Annotated in this window: 12 protein-coding genes; 2 read left to right on the top strand and 10 right to left on the bottom strand. The window is 43.1% G+C overall.

Annotation, left to right across the window (positions count from 1 at the left end):
- Positions 1-135: 135 nt before the first annotated feature.
- The 6 genes from R8G66_00100 to R8G66_00125 form a co-directional block, all read right to left on the bottom strand.
- Positions 136-732, bottom strand: a complete 597-nt coding sequence (locus R8G66_00100) for a hypothetical protein (protein ID MDW3190729.1) — start codon at positions 730-732, stop codon at positions 136-138.
- Positions 733-1,386: 654 nt separating this feature from the next.
- Positions 1,387-4,605, bottom strand: a complete 3,219-nt coding sequence (locus R8G66_00105) for a PDZ domain-containing protein (protein MDW3190730.1) — start codon at positions 4,603-4,605, stop codon at positions 1,387-1,389.
- 126 nt (positions 4,606-4,731) lie between these two features.
- Positions 4,732-5,445 (bottom strand): protein phosphatase 2C domain-containing protein, encoded by a 714-nt coding sequence (locus R8G66_00110; GenBank protein ID MDW3190731.1) that lies wholly within the window; start codon positions 5,443-5,445, stop codon positions 4,732-4,734.
- A 208-nt stretch (positions 5,446-5,653) separates the two neighbouring features.
- Positions 5,654-8,947 (bottom strand): FG-GAP-like repeat-containing protein, encoded by a 3,294-nt coding sequence (locus tag R8G66_00115; GenBank protein MDW3190732.1) that lies wholly within the window; start codon positions 8,945-8,947, stop codon positions 5,654-5,656.
- Entirely contained in the window at positions 8,875-10,131 is a 1,257-nt protein-coding gene (locus tag R8G66_00120) for a VCBS repeat-containing protein (GenBank protein ID MDW3190733.1), read from the bottom strand. Before R8G66_00120 ends, R8G66_00115 begins: the two co-directional genes overlap by 73 nt.
- A 313-nt stretch (positions 10,132-10,444) precedes the next feature.
- Positions 10,445-11,998 carry a 7TM diverse intracellular signaling domain-containing protein gene (locus R8G66_00125; GenBank protein ID MDW3190734.1) on the bottom strand — a complete coding sequence of 518 codons (1,554 nt, stop codon included), beginning with the start codon at positions 11,996-11,998 and terminating at the stop codon, positions 10,445-10,447.
- Positions 11,999-12,251: 253 nt separating this feature from the next.
- On the opposite strand from R8G66_00125, the gene R8G66_00130 reads away from it, so the two are divergent.
- Entirely contained in the window at positions 12,252-14,204 is a 1,953-nt protein-coding gene (locus R8G66_00130; protein MDW3190735.1) for a histidine kinase dimerization/phosphoacceptor domain -containing protein, read from the top strand.
- 268 nt (positions 14,205-14,472) lie between these two features.
- Positions 14,473-15,792, top strand: a complete 1,320-nt coding sequence (locus tag R8G66_00135) for a HAMP domain-containing sensor histidine kinase (protein MDW3190736.1) — start codon at positions 14,473-14,475, stop codon at positions 15,790-15,792.
- Here R8G66_00135 and prs read toward each other — a convergent pair whose 3' ends face one another.
- From prs to R8G66_00155, 4 genes are all read right to left on the bottom strand, one after another.
- Positions 15,793-16,701: a ribose-phosphate diphosphokinase gene (gene prs, locus R8G66_00140; GenBank protein MDW3190737.1), complete on the bottom strand. Its 909-nt coding sequence runs from the start codon at positions 16,699-16,701 to the stop codon at positions 15,793-15,795.
- A 63-nt stretch (positions 16,702-16,764) separates the two neighbouring features.
- Entirely contained in the window at positions 16,765-17,325 is a 561-nt protein-coding gene (locus tag R8G66_00145; GenBank protein ID MDW3190738.1) for an RNA 2'-phosphotransferase, read from the bottom strand.
- Complete coding sequence (locus R8G66_00150; GenBank protein MDW3190739.1) at positions 17,312-17,962, bottom strand: DUF4291 domain-containing protein; 651 nt, start codon at positions 17,960-17,962, stop codon at positions 17,312-17,314. The genes R8G66_00145 and R8G66_00150 overlap by 14 nt, the downstream gene beginning before the upstream one ends.
- A gap of 175 nt (positions 17,963-18,137) precedes the next feature.
- A complete protein-coding gene (locus R8G66_00155) occupies positions 18,138-19,550 on the bottom strand; it encodes a nicotinate phosphoribosyltransferase (GenBank protein ID MDW3190740.1) in 1,413 nt (470 codons plus the stop codon).
- Positions 19,551-19,658 lie beyond the last annotated feature (108 nt).

Genomic DNA, 19,658 nt, shown 5'->3' on the forward strand with positions numbered 1-19,658 from the left:
GTGAACAGTTTTAAAACTAAGGAAATTGAATCGATCAGAAATAAGAATTGGATGATCGGTCGGTGCAGGTTACGAGGGCGAAAATTGAAGGCACCTATCGTAATACGGGGAAGGAATTCTTAGGTAAGCGGTGGGTTAACCCAAAATACCAATATTGGCCAACAAGATCACTACTCCGACAATAACCACAAAAATGATCAGGGCAATCATGGTCATTTTCTGTTCTTTGGCCTCGTGGGCTTCTTTGATTTCCTGAACCTGTTCCACCAATACGCCGCGCTTCATGAGCTCTGTTTTATAAATCAGGTTTGAAATGCGTTTTGAACGGTGGACCTCAATCATATCTGCTTCTTCGAATTGCCCCCAGATGTGCAAGGGGACCAGGATGGACTTGTCCCCAAAGTAGAAATAGTAGGATGTGCTACTGCCTTTTTTCTTTTTCTGTCGACGTTTAACTTTGCGTGTAATTACACCCTGTAAGATCTCTTTGGTTTGGTCTCGAAGGTCTAGTACATATCCTCGGACAATGAAGATCAGTACTGTCATGAAAAGAATGGCGAAACCACCAAAGATTTTGAGGAACGTTCCTTCCAGGTCAAATTGTGTCAAGACCATACTGAAGAATCCAATTATGAAGATGGTCACGATAGGCATGATGAAAATGCCTTTCTTGAGTTTTTTTAGTTCATGAGGTTCTAAAGGAGCCACGGTGATTTTATAGAATTGGTCCATCAGCATATGATTGTCGGTCCTTAAAGATAGCGGGCATAGGCGCTTTCTGTCAATCCGTAGAAATACGTAATTGTATTAAAGGAGTCAAACCTATCAGCGTTAAAACCGGTGATCTAGAACGCTGTTATGGTTAAATATTTCCACCATCCTGGTTTGTGTCCTCACAAACTTGAAAATGCTTGTGTGGATTATCGTGTGAGAGGACTCAAATGGCGACGCAGTTAACCATCCCTCATAAGTACTCTGGGGCATATTTGTTTTTCTAAGACCTTGGCATATGTACTATTGTCAGGTGATGATATAAGTACTACTGCAGACGCTGCAAAGCATAAGTTGTAGACCCTGCAAAGTATAAGGTGCAGATCCCGAATAGCATAAGGGGACAGCATAACGAAGTAATCAAGACCTTTTTTTGATCCCAATCTGGGGAATTATTGCCTATGCAGGTTTTGGATAGCCCCCAACAGGGGGTTTGAAAACCCGGTTAAGGCTAGTTTTACTCTGTCTATTCTACTACCCAAGTTTGTGTCTTCACAAACTTGAAGATGCATATAATAGATATCGTTCGAGAGGACTCAAAAGATGGCTTAGAAAAGCAACCCTAACAGCGTTTAAAACCGGTGTTCTAAACGCTGTTAGGATTTATTATCAGGGTTACTCTTTCTTTTCCGCGCGTTTCCAACGAATCGGGGCAGGAGGTTCAGATTTTAAGACTACTTTTTCAGTTTCCAGTTTTTTGAGTACTTCCGCAATTGCGGCATCCAGTTGCGGGTCTTTGCCTTCGATGACAAGCTTAGGATCCTGGATCACTTCAATGTCTGGAGCAACGCCTTCGCCTTCCACAGCCCATTCACCATTGGCATCGAAAAAACCACCTCTCGGAGCCACCATGCGACCACCATCGATGAAAAGAGGCGTATCCCAGGTGCCGACCAGACCTCCCCAGGTACGGGTACCAACCAATGTTCCAATATTCATGGCCTTAAAAAGATAAGGAAGCAAGTCTCCACCAGAACCTGCGCGTTCGTTGATGAGCATCACTTTCGGCCCCCAAACCGCAGACATAGGTGTGGTCCATGGTTTGTGATCACCCACCTTGCTGTTGAAGTACCCATACAGCTTGCGATTCATCACATCCACCATGTAATCTGCTGCTGATCCGCCACCATTGTTGCGCTCATCCACAATCATCCCTTGCTTATCTTGCTGGGCGAAGTAGTACCGGTTGAAGGAGGTATAGCCAGGACCTGAGGTGTTGGGCACATAGGTGTAACCGATTCTTCCATCTGTTTTTTCAGCTACATACCTACGGTTGTCTTCGACCCAGGCACGACTTCTCAAGCCTCGTTCGCTACTGATTGGTTTTACCCAATAGGCGGTAGCATCAGCCAGTTTGGTTGACTTGCCAACCTTTATTTGGGTGACCTGACCAGTGGTCTGTTCGAACAGTTGATAAATGTTTTTAGAAGCGTCCAAAGGCAAGCCATTGACTTCCAACAAGTAGTCTCCTTCATTGATGTCCATTCCTGGTTGCGCCAGAGGTGCTTGTAGTTCAGGGTTCCAGTTTTCACCAGTGAAGAGTTTTCTGATCTGATACTTACCATTCTTAATGGCATAGTCTGCGCCTAACAATCCAATAGGGACACGTTTAACATCCGGGTAATCACCTCCGCTGGTATAGGAGTGACCTACCGCGATCTCACCACCTAATATGTCAATGATGTAGTTCATGTCTGCTCTGTGCCGGACATGATTGACCCAGGGCTTGTACCATTCATGGATCTCTTCCCAGGGCGCGCCATGGGTATTGTCTACATAGAGGAAATCGCGCTGATATCTCCACGCTTCACGATAGATCTGCTGCCATTCTGATTGGGGATTGACCTTCATTTTTATATTCATGGTCAACTTACCATCGCTGGTTTTCTGGCTTTTGCCTCCAGTACTTACAATTCCCCAACCTGACCCTTTTCTGAACAGTAATTGTGATCGATCTGCAGAAGTGATGGCCGAGTTAACTCCGTTAAGGAAGGCTGATGATTCCAGTTTCTTCAGGTCATATTTATGGAGGGAAATTCCTGTCTCATTAGGAACCGTCTCACCGTAAAAGACCGTGTATTCAGGGCCTGCGACCAATCCATTGTAGTTTCTGAGAGGTACATCCAGCGCAATAATGCGTGAGATCACTCCCGGATCAATGACAGACGCAGTTGATACTTCTTCTTCTTCTTGTTCGTCCTCTTCCGTGCCGTCTGGCTCTTCATCGCTTTTAGATAATAAAGGCGAAGGTGTGTCTTTGCTTAGTACAGCCGCATACAAACCTCTGGTCACAGGAATGTTGTAAGAACTCATGTCCAACCAGCCAGTATTCAGTCCCCAGTTGGTGCTGGCCAGGAAATAGAGGTATTTACCGGATTCGTCCCAGACAGGTTCCAAAGCATCCGCCATCTCATCAGAAATTTGAATGGTTGCGCCTGTTTGGGTATCATATGCCTTGACTACTTTGAATTGGGCATCAGTCAATTGTACATAGGCGATGTATCTACTATTTGGGGACCAGACCGGATTCAAGGATCGGTTCGGGTGCGCATAGCGTTCAGTAGCGATGATCTTGGATTCACCTGATGCCAGATTGAGCAGCCAAAGGTTGAAATGTGTGTCGGTAAAGCTGACGTGCTCACCGTCAGGGGACCATTTAGGATTGAAGTAGAAGGTGGGATTTGGTAGGTCATACGTGCGTTGCACCTTGCCATACTGATCAGACAGGATCATTTTGTATTCACCAGACGCATCATTGAACCAAATGATCTGATCTCCATCCGGTGACCATACCGGGGCACGATCTGCAGCAGGAGAATTCGTGATGTTTCTCCAGGAACCATTTTCCTTAGGCACGGTGAAGATATCACCGCGGTACTCGAACAAAGCCCTTTTTCCGGAAGGAGAGAGGGATGCATTTCTTAACCGAGCGCCAGAAACATTTTCCCAGCGCTCTCGGGCCCAATTCAGGTCTCCTTTTACGTTTATAACCAATTGTTGGGATTCACCGGTATTCGGGTTGAGTAAGTGCAGGTACCCGCCTTGTTCGTAAACAATGCGATCCTCATTGGCATCCAAACTCTTTACGTCAAATTGCCAGTGAGTGGTTACTTGCTCATAAGCTTTGGTAGTCAGGTCGTACGACCAAATGTTGCTTGTGTAATCTCTTTCAGACAGGAAATAGACCTTGTTACCAAAGAATACCGGATCCAAATGTCTTTCCCGATCGGGTTGAGGGGTTCTCTCCAATTCCAGGGTTTCCAGGTTCAGGATCCAGATAGGCATGGCCTGACCGCCCCGATAATTTCGCCATTCCGGGTCCCAGGAGGTGATTGGTGTGTACGCAGCATACTTCCCATCCGGGGAAATCTCACCATAAGCTATCCGGGGAATGTTTAACTCGGTAGGGAAATTGCCATCTGGAGCAATAGAGAAGAATTTATTCGTTCGTGTTGGGCGGGCTTTACGTCCTGAGCGGAAAATCACTTCGCCATCCGGCGACCAGCCTTGTACGACATCCGCTCCGGGATGGTAGGTCAATCTTTTAGGTGTTCCACCATCAGTGGGTACAATGAAAACGTCGGTGTTACCATCATATTGTCCACTGAACGCAATCCAATTGCCATCTTGTGAAAAGTGAGGGAAAGATTCTGCCCCTTCTGATGTGGTAAGTCGGCGTGCATCTCCACCGGATCGATCTACGACCCAAAGGTCATTGGCATGAACAAATACAATATGTGTGTCGCTGACGCTGGGCTGTCGAAGTAGCTGCGTTCCTTGTGCCAATACGGAAAATGTAGTGGCGAGCATCAAAAGCAAAGAGAATATCCTCATGGGTATGGTTTTAGGTCAATGCAAGCAAGTTAGCTCTCCCATAAAAGGAGGCCAATGGAATTCATATTGGCGGTTACTTGTGGTTGGTAGTTGGTCTTTTAAATGTGTATTTCGTATGATGATCTTTTATGAATTCAGCCGAAAGGCAATAGCTGTCATGTCATCGCCTGCGAGTAACAGGTATTTCTTAGCAATTGACTCAAAGTCTTGTTGGAGTGATTTTGAATTGGACAGTTGGATCATGTTGTTAGAAAAAGTCACTCTTGCACTGTAAAACCCATCGGTTGCCAGGATATTGAGATCTCCAGGTTCTGTCTGAATGGGATGTATTTCAATATTAATTGTTGAATGATCCATTCCTAAAGATTTTGATAGCACTGAAGCGTCAACGGTTCGTCCACCTATCTCTGTGATGATGGTTTTTGTCCTTTTGATGGAATCATCTGTGGTCAATTGTTGGAGTTGGTTATTCCTGGTGCAGTAAATCCGGGAATCTCCAACATTGGCAAAGTAACCCTGATGATCAGTCAGGTTCAAACACATGACACTAAGTGTGGCGGACATATTTGCACAAACCCCTGATTCATTGATCACTTTTTCATTGGCCTTGATCACACTCTGTTTAAGTCGTTCACTTAGAGAAAGGTCAACCATTTTTGTAAACTGAAGACGCAATTCTTCGCAAGCGACCTGAGATGCTTTCCAGTCACAAGGTTGATTACTAACCCCATCGGCCACTGCGGCGATAAAGATCTGATCATTGATCACTTGATGGATACAATAATCCCCGTTTTTTTCTTTATTGATAAATTTTTGAGAGATGCTAGCTATTTCGATCATGGTGGAAAGATACGTATGAACATTTCATAAATATCTACTTCAATAATTGATATAGATCTCTTCTCTAGTAAAAAATATTGATTGATAAGTCGTTGTGGGATTTGTTCTGGATAGGCCCTCTCAAATAGCGGCTAAAATGTTTTTTTGATAAAAAGTTGGCTCCAACCTGCATATCCAGGTCGGAGCACGTTGTTGTGTGGAAGGGAAATTAATTATCTTTTATCAGTACCCGTTTTGTTCGTAAAACCTGCTGCGAATGATCGATCAGATGTAGGATGTAAGTTCCTGATGCCAGATGAAAGTGGTTCATCAACTTACTTTCATTGATAAATCGTTTTTGATACACTATCTGACCTGCCAAATTTGAAATTCTCACCTCACCTGAGAATGTTCGGTCCTTCAATTCAACGATTAGTTCACCGTCGGTTGGAACAGGATAGAAAGCTATTTCCTGACTACCGGTTACATTTAAAGGATTCTCCATGGAGAATGAAATGCACTCGGAAGTGACGTCACATCCTTTGTTAGATATTATGACGGCATAATTACCACCGAAATCAGGACTAAATGTTCTGGAAGTAGCTCCATCGATCAGACTGTAGCCATTATCACAATTAATCCACTGAAAGGTTCCTTCCATCTGGTTTGTGGTCAATGTGCCGTTACCATTTTGGACCGAAGCGTCCAGATTGATCACTGTTAAATTAAGATTGACCAGACTGTCACATTGATTGGTTGAGCTAAATAATTCCGAGTAAGTTCCTCCTTCGGACAGGGTTTGACTGCCAAAGCTGAATGTCTCGCCATCACAGATACTCAAGTCAATGGTTGACTCGATGGAGGGATTCACAGTTAAGGATAAGTTTACCGTGCTATCGCAGCCTAGTGATGAACCGAAGGTGAACTCATACGCGCCACTTTGGTTAAGTACCTGATCGCCAAATACAAAAGTTGCATTTTCACATATGGTGAGCTGAGAGTCTACCTGATAGACGGTGTTCACATTAAGTGTAAGATTGACGAGACTATCGCATCCTTCAGACGTTTGAAAATTATTGGAATAAACACCTGCTTCCGTCAAAAGGGTACCACCAAAATCATAACTTTCACCGTTACAAATAGCTATTTCCGCGGATTCCTCGTGACTATTTAACAAATTCAAGGTCAGATTTACGGTACTATCGCATCCTAAGCTACTGGTGAATATTTCTGAATAGGTACCACCCGTGGTAAGGCTTTGATTGCCGAAGGTATAAGTCTCACCAGCGCAAATAGTTACTTCAGTATCCTCTTCAATCGTAGTGTTTACTGTTAAGGTTAAAACCACCGTGGAGTCACAACCCGAAGAGCTACTAAATAATTCAGTGTACTCGCCAGACGCTGTTAAGGTTTGCGTTCCAAATTCAAACCTTTCGTTATTACAGATGGTCGCCTCAAATGTCTCCTCGAAAGTAGGAGAGATATCCACAGCCAAGGTAACCAGGCTGTCACATCCCGCTGATGACTGAAAAGTCGATGTGAAAGAGCCGGATTCAGTGATGGTCTGATCGCCAAATGTAATTTCTTCTCCTGCACAAATGGTTTGAGACGCTTGAACAGAATAGGTTTCAGACACAGACAAGGATAGTACTACCGTACTGTCGCACCCATCACCGCTTTGAAACAATTCCGTGTACTCACCTGGTTCCATTAAGGTAAGGCTTCCAAACTCATAGGTCTCTCCGTCACAGATTTCGACAGAAATAGATTCGTTGAAGGTCGGATGTAAGGTCAATGATAGCACTACAGTACTGTCGCAACCTAGAGATGATTCAAATACCTGAGTAAAATCACCTGCTTCCTTCAGACTAAGCTCTTCCCATTCATAAGTTTCTCCATCACAGATTTCGGCTGAAAATGATTCATTATAGATCGGGTTGACAACTAGTGAAAGGTTCACCGTACTGTCACAACCCAAGGAGGATTCGAATAATTCGGTATAGTCCCCGGACTCAATTAATGTTTGCGTGCCGAATTCGAAGGTTTCCCCATCACAAATCTCAGCGGAGACAGACTCGTTGTATACCGCATTCACAGTGAGCGTGAGTACGACTGTGGAATCACAATTATTTTGTGATTGAAAAATCTCTGTGTATTCACCGGTCATGTCTAGTGTTTGTGTTCCAAATTCATAGGTTTCCCCTTCACATATAGAGGCCGAAGCCGTTTCATTAAAAGTAGGATTAATGGTCAGATCAATGGTGATTAAACTATCACACCCAATACTGTTGGCTATCAGGTCTTCATAGATTCCAGAAGAGGTGAATATTGCTCCACTGGGCGCAGTGTAGGAGTCACAAGCAGTTGCATTGATGGTACTTGAAGTATTGAAGCAGGTTTTATACCACAGTGGTTGAGATAAAGAAGAATTAATCGTGCCTGAGGCAATGATATCAAGGATTCCATTGTTATCCAGATCAACCAATTGAAAAGGTGCAATTCCTCCTGGTCCGTTAAAGCTTTCTGTGGTATATGTTTCGTCTCCATTATTCAGATATACGCCAAACTTACCATCACCTAAAGAATTGGCTCCCAGATAAACCACATCATCCAGTCCGTCATTATTGAAATCTCCGACTTTCGGAATGGAACCTACTCCATTGTCTAAGAGATTCGCTCCGCTGGCCATCGTTCCTAGTCCATCCGTATTTTCATACCAACTTCCTCTGGCATAAATGATGTCCTGATCACCGTCATTGTCGGGATCTCCAAATGTGAATGTTACATCGTATAAACCAGTAGTAAGGTCCTGGCTGAATTCAAATTGCTTGGTTGTAGGATTATAAATAGAAAAGGTGGTTCTGGCATTCGTTCCTCCTGTCAAAGCTTCGATAGATACCAGGTCCAGAAAATCGTCACCGTTTAAATCTCCAAATTCATAACTGGCTCCGGCAATGACACCTGTAAAGTGTTCTATAACAGTACTTGAACCAGTATTTTCTAGCCAAAGATCGTTTCTGCTGCCCGCAATCGAGAGGAAGGCATCAAGGTCATTGTCGTTATCAATATCAGCTAGTTTGATGGAATGTACAGAGGCAAATGAAGAGGAGGGAGTATGTAAATTGATGGTATCTCGAGCACCCAAAAAGTCCTCAACTAAATTTACTTGATCAGTTGCCGTAGCACCGCCCCCCACTTGTGTGAAGACGTAAATCAGGTCAATATTAGCGTCATTATCCCAATAGGCTAATCGCATCAATGAAGCGGCGGGAGAAGAGGTACTATATCCTCCTATTCCATATGCGAAGTTATCTGTTAGAACTTCAAATTTGTCGTATTCATTGGAGCTTGAATTAAAGTAACTCACCATGATTTTTCCATTAGTTAAATCATAGGATACAATATCTTCAGCACCATCATTATCCACATCGATAAATTGCAGATCGTGTATTAATTCACTTTCCTGATTGATGAACTGATCACTGGAATAGGAACCATCTGCGTTTTGTATATGAAGAATAATGTCGGAATCCGCATTGGTGTGCGTAAGAAAATCGAGTCTTCCGTCGCCATTAAAGTCAGACATGAAGAGTTCGGCATCATTGTCTGTTGGGGAAGAAAATGAACGTCGGTCAGGATGTCTTTTTTTGTAAAACTCAGCGCGCCATTATTTTCAAATATAACACCACTGCCCATTACCGGGTCGCCGCCAGCTTGCCCGACAAAGATGTCCATGTCATCATCTTTGTCATAGTCAATTCCTTTGATAAATCCTGGAACAGGTCCTGCACCTCCATCAAAGTTTGTGATCGTCTGATTGGTACTGAAATTATTGGACCCATCATTAAAAGACACGGCAACAAGTTGTCCTACGGCACCCCCGCCAAAGGAAGTATTACCACTTAAGAAATCCATATCATCATCACCGTCTATATCAACGAGACTTGAAAAGGCGGAATTATAAAAATTGTAGCCTGTTGAAATAGCTGTCGTAGTGAAGGAGCCATCATCATTGTTATTTGAGATGTATTGAATTCCATTCAATGCCTTGGTGTAGAAGTCGGCGGTTCCATCACCATTGGCATCCAATAGTTCAATGCTGACGATACGGTCTACCGTAGGATTGTTACTGTTGATCAATGGGTCAAGATCGGTCACAAGTATCTCAGCATCTGCAAATTGAAGGGATCCTAAGTTCCGAAGCCAATAAATATCATCACCGGAGGGGTCGCTGGTGAAATAGAAGAAATCAATCAGGCCATCTAAATCGTAATCTCCTTGCGCAGACACGTTGGTTATGGCTAATACCGGATCTGCAAATGTTCCGCTCCCTTCATTTTCGAAAATGAATAATCCACTTACGCCACTAATTCTTCCACTTACCGCGATATCTATGTCCCCATCATTGTCATAATCGCCTTTAAAATTGAGGTATCTGTCTTCAAATTGATCGTAAAAGATGACTGATGTAGAGAATTGACTTCCGTCATTGATAAATACTTTTAGTTGGTCACCGTCTGATCCGAAATGAACCAGATAGTCTTGATCCCCGTCCCCTTCATAATCGAAAATTAGTCCATCGTCATTGGCAGCAGGAGAGGTTTGAAAATTCTGATCAAATACAGTCTGTTGATCGAATGAAATGGTCTGACAAAATACGTTGCTGCATAGAGCAATAGTCAGTGAAATCAGTAATGATCTTTTCATGTGCTTTTGTGGCTATTTTAAGAATTAGAATTGCGTTAAAATTCTGGCCCAGTCAGCTTGCGATTTAATCCGTAGTTTGATCCGGATTGCTTTTCTGTAACTGTCATAGGTGAGTTTGGATATGCCATGAAATGAGCAATTTCCTCTCGGCTTTTCCCGTTCTTAATGAGGGCTAAAACCTCCTTTTCTCTGGAGGATAGCAATTCAAGTACTGAGGTAGAGGGGGAATTCATACCCCTAATTAAGTCCGTCTAATTGCAGTAGAGCAGCTTTTTGTCGTGAGTGACAGGTTTACTAGCGTGAAATGCAGTATTTATAACACGCGTTCCTGAATAGCCTTTTTGTAGGTCCGGGACATTTTTAGTTCCTGGCCATTCTTTAGCATGACCTGGTCACCATTCAAACTTTTGATGTGCTTAAAGTTGACAATGACAGATCGATGGATTTGGGCAAATTCGACCGGCAAAACTTTCAAGATTTCACTCAGTTTATTCCGATCTATTTCGGGTCTATCTTTGTCTTCTAGATAGAACTCCAAATAGTGATCTTCAACTTTGATATATAGGATCTTTTTGATGTCCAAAACCGCTTTGCTATTGAGTTTCAAAAAAGGAGATTCATTCTTTTTCGCCTGGTTTAATTGATCAATGGAGTCTTGTAGCTGATCATTAGATGCCAGTAGCTTTTCCCGGTGCCTTATGATACTAAGAAGGATAGAAGTCATGGCGATAGAAAGTGCCAATATTTCAATAAGAAAGCCAACCATGATTGGATCGATAAGCATTAAGCTTTCATTGATTACTCCGTATTCTGCCAATATTTTGCAAATGATTCCTACGAAGAACAAGGAGTATCCGAATAGAAAGACCTTGGCCTTGAACGGGTTAGTTTTGATGCTTTTTATAGCGGCAGTAAAAGCGAATACAACGGCTCCTAAAGTAAGGGTATATCTAACGGCGAACAACTCGGGAGCGAAAGCCATGTATTGATCTGGGATAGTAATCCAGACGAAGAAGCCAACCGTCATGATGCCAATAAATACAGAAATAATCCGATGGAATCGTGGCAATATATTTCTGGTGTTGAAGAAGGACTGGATGTATACCATTAAAAACTGAATGGTAAAATGCGTGGTTGCTGGAAAGAAATGAGTGTTGAAATAGGGAGAGTTCGACGTAATGAATTGATACGTGAATCCCTCAAGAGAGAAAAGCCACAATGAAAAGTTGGTGATGTACAAGGCATACCATAAAAAGAGTTGTTTCCTTAGGGCGATGCCAACAAGCAGGGCTAGCAGAATAATTAAAGCCAAAAAACCAAAATAGATTCCGTAGAAGATATAGTCATTTCCTGATTTTTGATCGAACATTTTTTCGTGATAGAATTCCATCGCGAATCGAGTAGCTGAAGTTCTTTTTTCAATGTTGACTAATACCCTTTTGGTTTCACCCTTATTGATTTGAATGGGTGCGATGAAGTTCCTATGTAAAATGGGCCTGGTAGCGTAAGGGGCATGATCACCAGATTCATAAAACAGTGAAACTGTATTATCCTCGGCTAATTCATAAAATCTGATTAGATCAATTTGAGGATTATCTACTTCAATGTAGAAGGTGCCATCTTCAGTTTTGTTCTTAATATCGAACCGAACCCAAAATCCTGTGTTTTTGATCATTCCCTGGTTGCTTTTGGCAGCAATAGTTGGCAAGGCCCTTTGACTAATCTGATTAAATGCCTGTTGCCCATCCAGTGAATCTTGCGTGGCATACACTGTTAAGTAGGGTTCCAGACTTGTGACTTCCTCTTTATCGGTTATTTCGAGTTGATTATTCTGCGCAAAAGCGTAAGTAGTCAAAAAAAATGCCATCAGGCATGTTCGTATATGCATCAATAAACTAAGTTGTCAAATAGTATTGGTCTGCCGGTTAAATTAATATGTAGGAAGGAAAAATCACTGAATATCTAAATTTTTGACCTGGTGCCTCTAAACCTTAGGTAATATGACCAGGTAATTCCGTGGATTCTTACACATCATTCAATTCATGAAATCTCGTGAATATTTCCCAAAGTAATTCACTCTGTTTATCTTCCAACCCTGGTAGACCTGAGCTAAACTTTTCATGTTGAGAACCCTGGATCTGATCAAACGATTCCTGTTTTACGTATGCTGCTTTTGCTTGATGACCCAAGCCATCGGGCAAGCTAATGTCGATAGTTTGTTGATGGTACTGGATGAAAGTGCTGAACCACGGCAACGTGCCACGCTGGCCAATGAAATTTCTCGTGCCCTGGCTTTTAGGAACGCCGATTCGGCCCGTTATTTTGCTAAGATGGCGATCGAAGAAGCCATGTCCTTAGAAGATAAGGAGCCGTTAGCCAAAGGTTATTACAATCTGGGACTTGCTTTTCATGTGCAAAATCAGTTTGATTCCGCAGCGTCGAATTACCGGAAATCTCTGGAGTATAGGGAATACATAGAAGACAAAAGTTTGCTGGCGGGTCTTTCAAATAATTTAGGGGCCATTTATGGACAAAAGGGGAGTTTTGAAAAAGCACTCATCTACTATCTGGAGTCATTGGACCTGAAATTGGAGTCGGGAAACTATCGTGCAGCAGCCACCACACTCAACAATATTGGGATCATCAAGTTCGACCAGGAATTGTATGATGAAGCACTTGTCTATTACCAGCGGGCGATCAAACTCGATAAGCAGGAAGGAAATAAAATGGGAATGGCACGCTCGACCGGTAATGTTGGTTTGACTTTCCTGGAAATGGAAGTGTATGATAGTGCATTGTTTTACTATCGCCTTGCTTACGACATCATCAATCCAGAGGATGTGAATTGTCTGAAAATGTACACTACCAATGGGTTGGGGCAGACCTACTTTGCTCGCTACGAATTGACGGAAGCGGAGACCTATGCGAAGATGGCCTTATCAGAGGCTCAGGGATGTTCGGACCCGGTCATACAATCATCTGCTTCGACGCTACTGGGTAGGATTGCTTTGGCTCGAAGAAACTACGCCACTGCTGAAGCACTTTTATTAGAGGGTCACAGAATTGCGGAAGAAAATGATATGCGGCAAGAACTTTCGGAAGTAAAAGAAGTCCTGTACGATTTCTATAAAGAACGTGGCCAAACCCGGAAATCCTTGTATTACCTAGAATCTTTGATGCAACTCAAGGATAGTCTTTTCAATGAAGGCCTGACCAAGAAGTTGGTCACCCTGGAGCTAAATCATGCCTTTCAGCAAGAAAAAGATTCCATCAATTTTCACGTAGAGCAGGAAAAAGTCGCATTAGAATCGGAAATCAAACGACGTAACATCCTCATTGTGGCTACAGGTATTGCCTTACTGCTAGCCATGGGGATTGTGTGGATGTACCGACGTGCAAATGGCCTGAAACAAGAGGCCAATCAACTGTTAAGTGAAAAGAACAAGGTGGTTACTGACGCATTGGCCCAAAAAGAAGAGCTGTTTAAGGAAATGCACCATCGCGTAAAAAATAACCTGCAGATCGTATCGAGTCTTCTCAGTGTACAGGCACGATTGCTTAAAGATGACAAAGCAGTAAATGCCATGAAGGAAACCAAGGCAAGGGTCATTTCCATGGCGTTGGTTCACCAGCATTTGTACCAGCAAAAAAGTGATAAGCATGTAAATGTTGAAACCTACCTTGAATCACTGATCGACTCGATCAATCAGAGCTTTGGGTCAAACTTACGTGCGATCAATATCGTGATGAGTATCGATCGGTTTCAACTGGACTCGGATCGTGCCATCAACCTGGGCTTCATCTTCAATGAACTCATCACCAACGCGTATAAACATGCCTTCCCTGAAGATTACAGAGGTAAACCCCGGATTGATATCAAACTCAAGAAAAGAACCGAAGATATTCAGTTATTGATCTCTGATAATGGGGTAGGACTGAAGGAGGAAATCGCTTCTAAATCATATGGGATGAACTTGATTGCTTCCATTACTTCCCGGATGGATGGGCATTTGAAGTATAGCAATGGTGTGGGAACTACTATTTCTCTCAGCTTTCCGTTTGTGAACTCCTAACTTTTATTTCTGCCCCTGGAGTTATCCCCAACAGGAATGATGGGACTGATTCCTATTGTTTGCAGGTAATAATACCTGCCAGGGCGAGTTGAGTTTTTGCTATGCGTCGGAGATGGTATCATAACCTTCCTTCATTTAATTGTTGACACAGAGCCAGAATCGGGCTATTTTTAGAGAATCAGTTGCTTTACCTGCAAAGTTTCTGTGTCCATAACGAACCGCTAGGATATTTTCCAATAGGGAAATTGATATTCGTGACCATTCGCCAATGCTAACTGTTTTGAAGTATTTCGTCAATCTTGGCGTCAAAGAGGGCTATTCCATTGAGGAACAGCACATGGTCCGCCATTGCAATGTGCTGACGACCGTAACCACCTTGATCTATCTGTGGTATGTCCTTTACGGGATCTACATCAGCAGTCTGTTTACTTCTGTGTTTGCAGCTGTCATGTCCGTATTGATTGGCGTGGTTTTTTGGCTCAACAGCATTTACATGCATGGCCCTTCAAAGGTACTGGCCGCGGTGGTTTCCAATTTTAGCGTCTGGTTTGCCTACCACGTGTTTCCGATCAATGAAGCAATTCTGTCAACGTTCGTGCCAATTGTTGCGAGTTACATTTATCTCTATGACCCTCAGAAGGAGCGGATCTATATGCTATCTGCCTTCGGGATAGCGGCAATGACCATCGTTGCCTGTTTTGTTGTGCCCAGACATTCCCTGCAATTCGTTTATTTATCTCCGGAGGTGGTAGCGATGAGCAATGCTACCCATGTACCCATTTCTCTGGGACTGATGATGGTGTTACTCGTTGCCGTCATCTTTACGAAGAATTCTATCAATGATTCTCTGAAAAGTGAAACGATAAGAGCTCAAGAGGCACTGGATCAACTGATGAAAGCACAGGATAGAGTAGTGGATTCCGAAAAGATGGCCATGCTCGGATTCTTATCGGCAGGTTTGAACCATGAGATCAATAACCCGCTGAATTATATGTTTGGCTCTTTGGATCAACTGGAAAAAGCTTGTGATGATGATGACAAACGTGCTTCATTCAAAGTGATCAGGGAAGGTATGAATCGGATCAATGAAATTGTGAGCAGCTTACGGAACTTTACGCATCAATCAGATTACATGGATCATGATTGTGATATCAATGCTATCCTTGATACCTGCAGCACCATGGTACGGTCAAAACACCAGCATGACATGGCCTTATTGAAGGATTATGAAAAAGGATCCACCGTTGTAAAGGGGAATTCCGGAAGGTTACATCAGCTGTTTCTCAACTTGTTGATCAATGCCACGCAAGCGATTAGTAAAGGAGGGATCATATCGGTCAAAACCAGATTGGTACAAGATGCGATCCAAGTGAATATTGTTGATAATGGCAAAGGCATCGACTCAAAAGACTTACCCTATGTATTTGATCCTTTTTACACGACCAAATTTCCCGGAGAGGGCACCGGCTTAGGATTGGCCATTGCAAAAACCATTGTCACAGAGCATCAGGGAGAGATGGACATAGCTGCTAATGAAGCAGCTGGGATCACCGTTCAAATAACTTTGCCAGTTGAAGGACAAACGTAATCAAATGATTGAATCTGCAATCAATTGCGCGATACTGATTACTTCGAGAAAGTCATCCTGTATTTTCTCAACGTTACAATGTGTATCGGTACAGATCACCTTAGTGATCAATCCGCAATTACGGAGTTTTTCGATCCCATGGCTTACAAATAGCCCGTGCGAAGTAATGACATAGATGGCTTTTGCCCCACCTTCGTGATAGGTTTTTGCGGCGTTAATGATGCTACTTCCGGAACGGATCATGTCATCGTAAATAATGACTGTTTTTTCGGCTACATCTGCATTTACGGCACTGATCTCAGTGTGTCCATCAGCAATCCGTCTTTTTAGAATAAATGCAGCACCCACATTCATGTCATTGGCCAGAGATTCTACCCATTTGGCGCGACCAGCATCAGTGGAAGCCAGGATAAAGTCATCGCCTCCGTATTTTCTACATGCGTCAATAATGATGGGCTTGCAATAGATATGTTTAGGGTGCAGGTTCTGCTCGAAATAGTGCGGAATGCCTTCCGTATGCAGATCAAACAGGTAGATCTTGTTGCCTTTATGGCTTTGTGGGATTGCTGAGAACAGGCGTGCTCTAGTTTTTGCGGTGACAATCTCTCTCGGCTTCACAGCGCGTTCCATCGTCGAATAGCCAAAGTAGGGGACAACCAGACTTAGTGACTCAACTCCGTAAGAGACAAGGGCAGAAGCCAGGTCGAATAATTCCAGTGTAGCAGATTCATGTACCGTTCCTCCTAATAGGATCACTTCCCGGTTCTCAACCTCAGACACAATTCGTTGATAGTGTTCTCCGTCAGAAAAGAAGCTTGATTCCACCACACCCTCTTCGAAAGGGGTGATATCGAGTAATTTCTTAGCGAGGGATTTGTAGTCTGAAGTAGAAAAAAGGAGTTTGTTCATCGGTCAATAAGGGGAATGCTTATTGGTGGCGAACTTACAACTTTGTGCGTAATTGCTGGTCTATTATTCCTTGAACAAAATATAGTCAGCGGGTACATGATCTGTGAGCCAGACGTTATTTTTAGATAGTAAGAATTCATGCCCTGCCTGGTGCATCTGTCCTGTTGCGATAGTCAGAATTACTGGCTTTCCTCTCCGGCTACCTACGTTTTGAGCAGTTTCAACATCAGGAGAAAGGTGCACATGTTGCCGATTCATTTTTAGCAGTCCTTGCTCTTTAATGCTGCCCATAAACTTGGCCACCGTACCATGGTACAGAAATTCAGGAGGTGTAGTCGGATTTAGTTGAAGGTCAATATTTACGCTGTGTCCCTGATTGGCCCGGATACAGCTGTGGTCTTTGTTGAATGCAAATCGCTGCTTGTCGTTTTCTTGTACTACTTTCTTTAGCAGCTCCAGGTCTAGCGAAATGCCATGTTTGTTCACCGCTAAGATTAGGGTGGAAGTGTCTGTCCATCCCTGCCCATCAAGTTCAATGTTGAGTGCTTCAGGTTGATGTCTTAATGCCAAACTAAGCAACTTACTGATTTTCTTGATCATCTTCTGTTGCTCATTCGTCGACATGGGTGTCCAGGTTTAGGTGTTGAACCAAGGATTTGTCATTGACTTTATAAACCCGTTCATCAGGCATGATCAGAAATTGCAATTCTTTTTTGTTGACATGTTCACGTTGTTCTTTGACAAAGTCCGAAATGTCCTCAATTTCAAGGATATCTTCCTGAACATACGCAGAGACCAAACTTCTTCTAAGCCCTATCTGAACAGCACGTCTTTCCAGTTTTTCACCATGAGGGTCATGGTCCGGGTCCCACTGAATACGGCAATCGGACTGATCGATTGCCTGTTTCCAACTGTCATAGTCTGAGAACTGTGTCGCATCAAAAGAAGACTTAACAGAGGCTTTCAGGTAGGCCTCAAAAGCATTACGTTTCAAATGAATGGCTAGTGTTACTTCTTGCGCTTCTTTGGTGCCCCAGCCACTTCGATACATCATCCAAAGGAAATTTGGTTTGATCCAGGTCATACGATCCATTTTGAAGGCTCCGCCGAATCGTTGATACGTTGCAGCGAAATGTCCAATTGCTGGTCGGTAAGCCTGGTAAACGATGACCTTTTCCTGATCGTATTGTGCCATGATATGACGTCCGGTTGTAGGCCAACCAGGAAGTTGTTCGTGGTAGTTTTTTAGTTGTAGTTTCATGATAATCATTTACTTAAGCGTCATTCCTGCGCAGGCAGTAATCTCAAGAACTAGAAGTACTAAATAATATTGAGATTCCGGCATTCGCTCGGAATGACGGATTATTTTTTATACGGCTTAAGTCAATGACAATATGCTTAATCATCCATTTTAAATTATGGTAGACATTTAAAATTTAACATATTCCTGCATTCTTTCTGACCTCTTCAAAGGAATAACTCCGGATGAGCGCTCCGTTTTCAAAAACAGTCTCCAGGTGATCCGTCCCAGGCTCGTCTGCATTCACCGTACGATATCCGTGATCATCTTTGATCAATTTCAATTGTCCGCCTTTACTTTTCTTGAAGCTCTCAATCAGATTACCGTTTTCATCCAGTTCTTTTGGGCTTTTCTGTACCATCACGCCTTTGCCATCTATTTCTGCATAACTGCATTTTAAAGCAAACTTCTGTGTGTCACGGTTGAGCTTTTGTAGCAGGGCACCGCCCATGCCCAATACCAGATTTTCTGCACTGATTTGTGCGGATTTCAAAGCCGCATAAATGTCTATGATGCTTTCATAGTCGATGCCATCACCCTGGATGACCCGCACTTGTGGTGGGAGTACTTTGTAACCTTTTTCATTGACAGTAAATCCAAACTGCTCGAACAGTAATTCAAATACTCTTAATAAGGTCAAAACCGGATCACCGCTATCTGGCCGGATCACTAAGGTGCCTTCTCTTTGTAGTACTTGAGCTTTTAACGCTGTTCCCCAGTAATCTTTCACTGCTCGGAAAATATCGTAGCTGTCACTTACGCATGCTAAAATCCCGGAAGGGAATTCCTCGATCACGTGTTGGAATACTTGTTTTTCACCGGATTCGCCTTGCAAGGTGCAAATGCTGTGTTCTGTGGCGGGGACACTCAACCCATAGACTTCTTCGGTATCGTAATAGTTCAGCGCCATCATACTGCCAGCAATGGTGTCGCTTCCTCTGAAATTCACCAAATGGGCACTTCCACCCAATCCGGCACTTTCCACACTACTGACTCCCCGAAACCCAAAATCATTAAGAACAAATTCGATTCCAGCAAAACTTTCTGGTGTGGCTGTGTCTTCGTAGTTCCGCGTAATGACACGTTTGATTTCCCGACTGAGTGTGGCTACGGTACATGGATACCAGACTTGCATTAGTAAAGTTTCCAGGAAGTTGGTGAGCCAATAGCAATCGGGATCTGTATTTTCAATGGTCATCAGCACGTTACTCGTTGGCACCGTTGTTCCTTCAGGAATTGCTTTAATCCTAATAGGAAGTCGGCCTTGATGTTTTTGGATGATGTACTCAAACTTCGAAGCATCATACACATCATCTCTACCAAAGACCTTAGGAAGAATTTTATTGGCTTCTTTCACATGGGCTTGGGTGATCACTTCACCTTCAAGGTATTGTTTAAGGAAATATTGTAAACCATAGAAGACAGTGTGGTCAAATTTGCCACCGCGACTTTCCAGGTAGCTGTAGACCCTGGTCGTCTTGGGCATGTACAATTTATGATGACTGTATTTGTAGGCGTCTGCGAGCAGAATCAGGTTTTGGTTTGTCATAATTACTTGCCTATGTAGCGCTTCAGGGCCAAATTTTATAAATAAAGTGACTAAATCTAAATTTAAGTTCACTGTAAAGCAGTTGCGGGACCATATTGTATAAATTAG

Source organism: Cytophagales bacterium, from assembly GCA_033344775.1.
Lineage (GTDB): Bacteria > Bacteroidota > Bacteroidia > Cytophagales > Cyclobacteriaceae > JAWPMT01.

Bases quoted from the DNA above. Each gene is read 5' to 3' on its own strand.
- R8G66_00135 (MDW3190736.1), top strand. From the start codon at position 14,473: ATGCTAACTGTTTTGAAGTATTTCGTCAATCTTGGCGTCAAAGAGGGC.
- R8G66_00155 (MDW3190740.1), bottom strand. From the start codon at position 19,550: ATGACAAACCAAAACCTGATTCTGCTCGCAGACGCCTACAAATACAGT.
- R8G66_00110 (MDW3190731.1), bottom strand. From the start codon at position 5,445: ATGATCGAAATAGCTAGCATCTCTCAAAAATTTATCAATAAAGAAAAA.
- R8G66_00120 (MDW3190733.1), bottom strand. From the start codon at position 10,131: ATGAAAAGATCATTACTGATTTCACTGACTATTGCTCTATGCAGCAAC.
- R8G66_00100 (MDW3190729.1), bottom strand. From the start codon at position 732: ATGGACCAATTCTATAAAATCACCGTGGCTCCTTTAGAACCTCATGAA.
- R8G66_00105 (MDW3190730.1), bottom strand. From the start codon at position 4,605: ATGAGGATATTCTCTTTGCTTTTGATGCTCGCCACTACATTTTCCGTA.
- R8G66_00125 (MDW3190734.1), bottom strand. From the start codon at position 11,998: ATGGCATTTTTTTTGACTACTTACGCTTTTGCGCAGAATAATCAACTC.
- R8G66_00145 (MDW3190738.1), bottom strand. From the start codon at position 17,325: ATGTCGACGAATGAGCAACAGAAGATGATCAAGAAAATCAGTAAGTTG.
- R8G66_00130 (MDW3190735.1), top strand. From the start codon at position 12,252: ATGTTGAGAACCCTGGATCTGATCAAACGATTCCTGTTTTACGTATGC.
- prs (MDW3190737.1), bottom strand. From the start codon at position 16,701: ATGAACAAACTCCTTTTTTCTACTTCAGACTACAAATCCCTCGCTAAG.
- R8G66_00150 (MDW3190739.1), bottom strand. From the start codon at position 17,962: ATGAAACTACAACTAAAAAACTACCACGAACAACTTCCTGGTTGGCCT.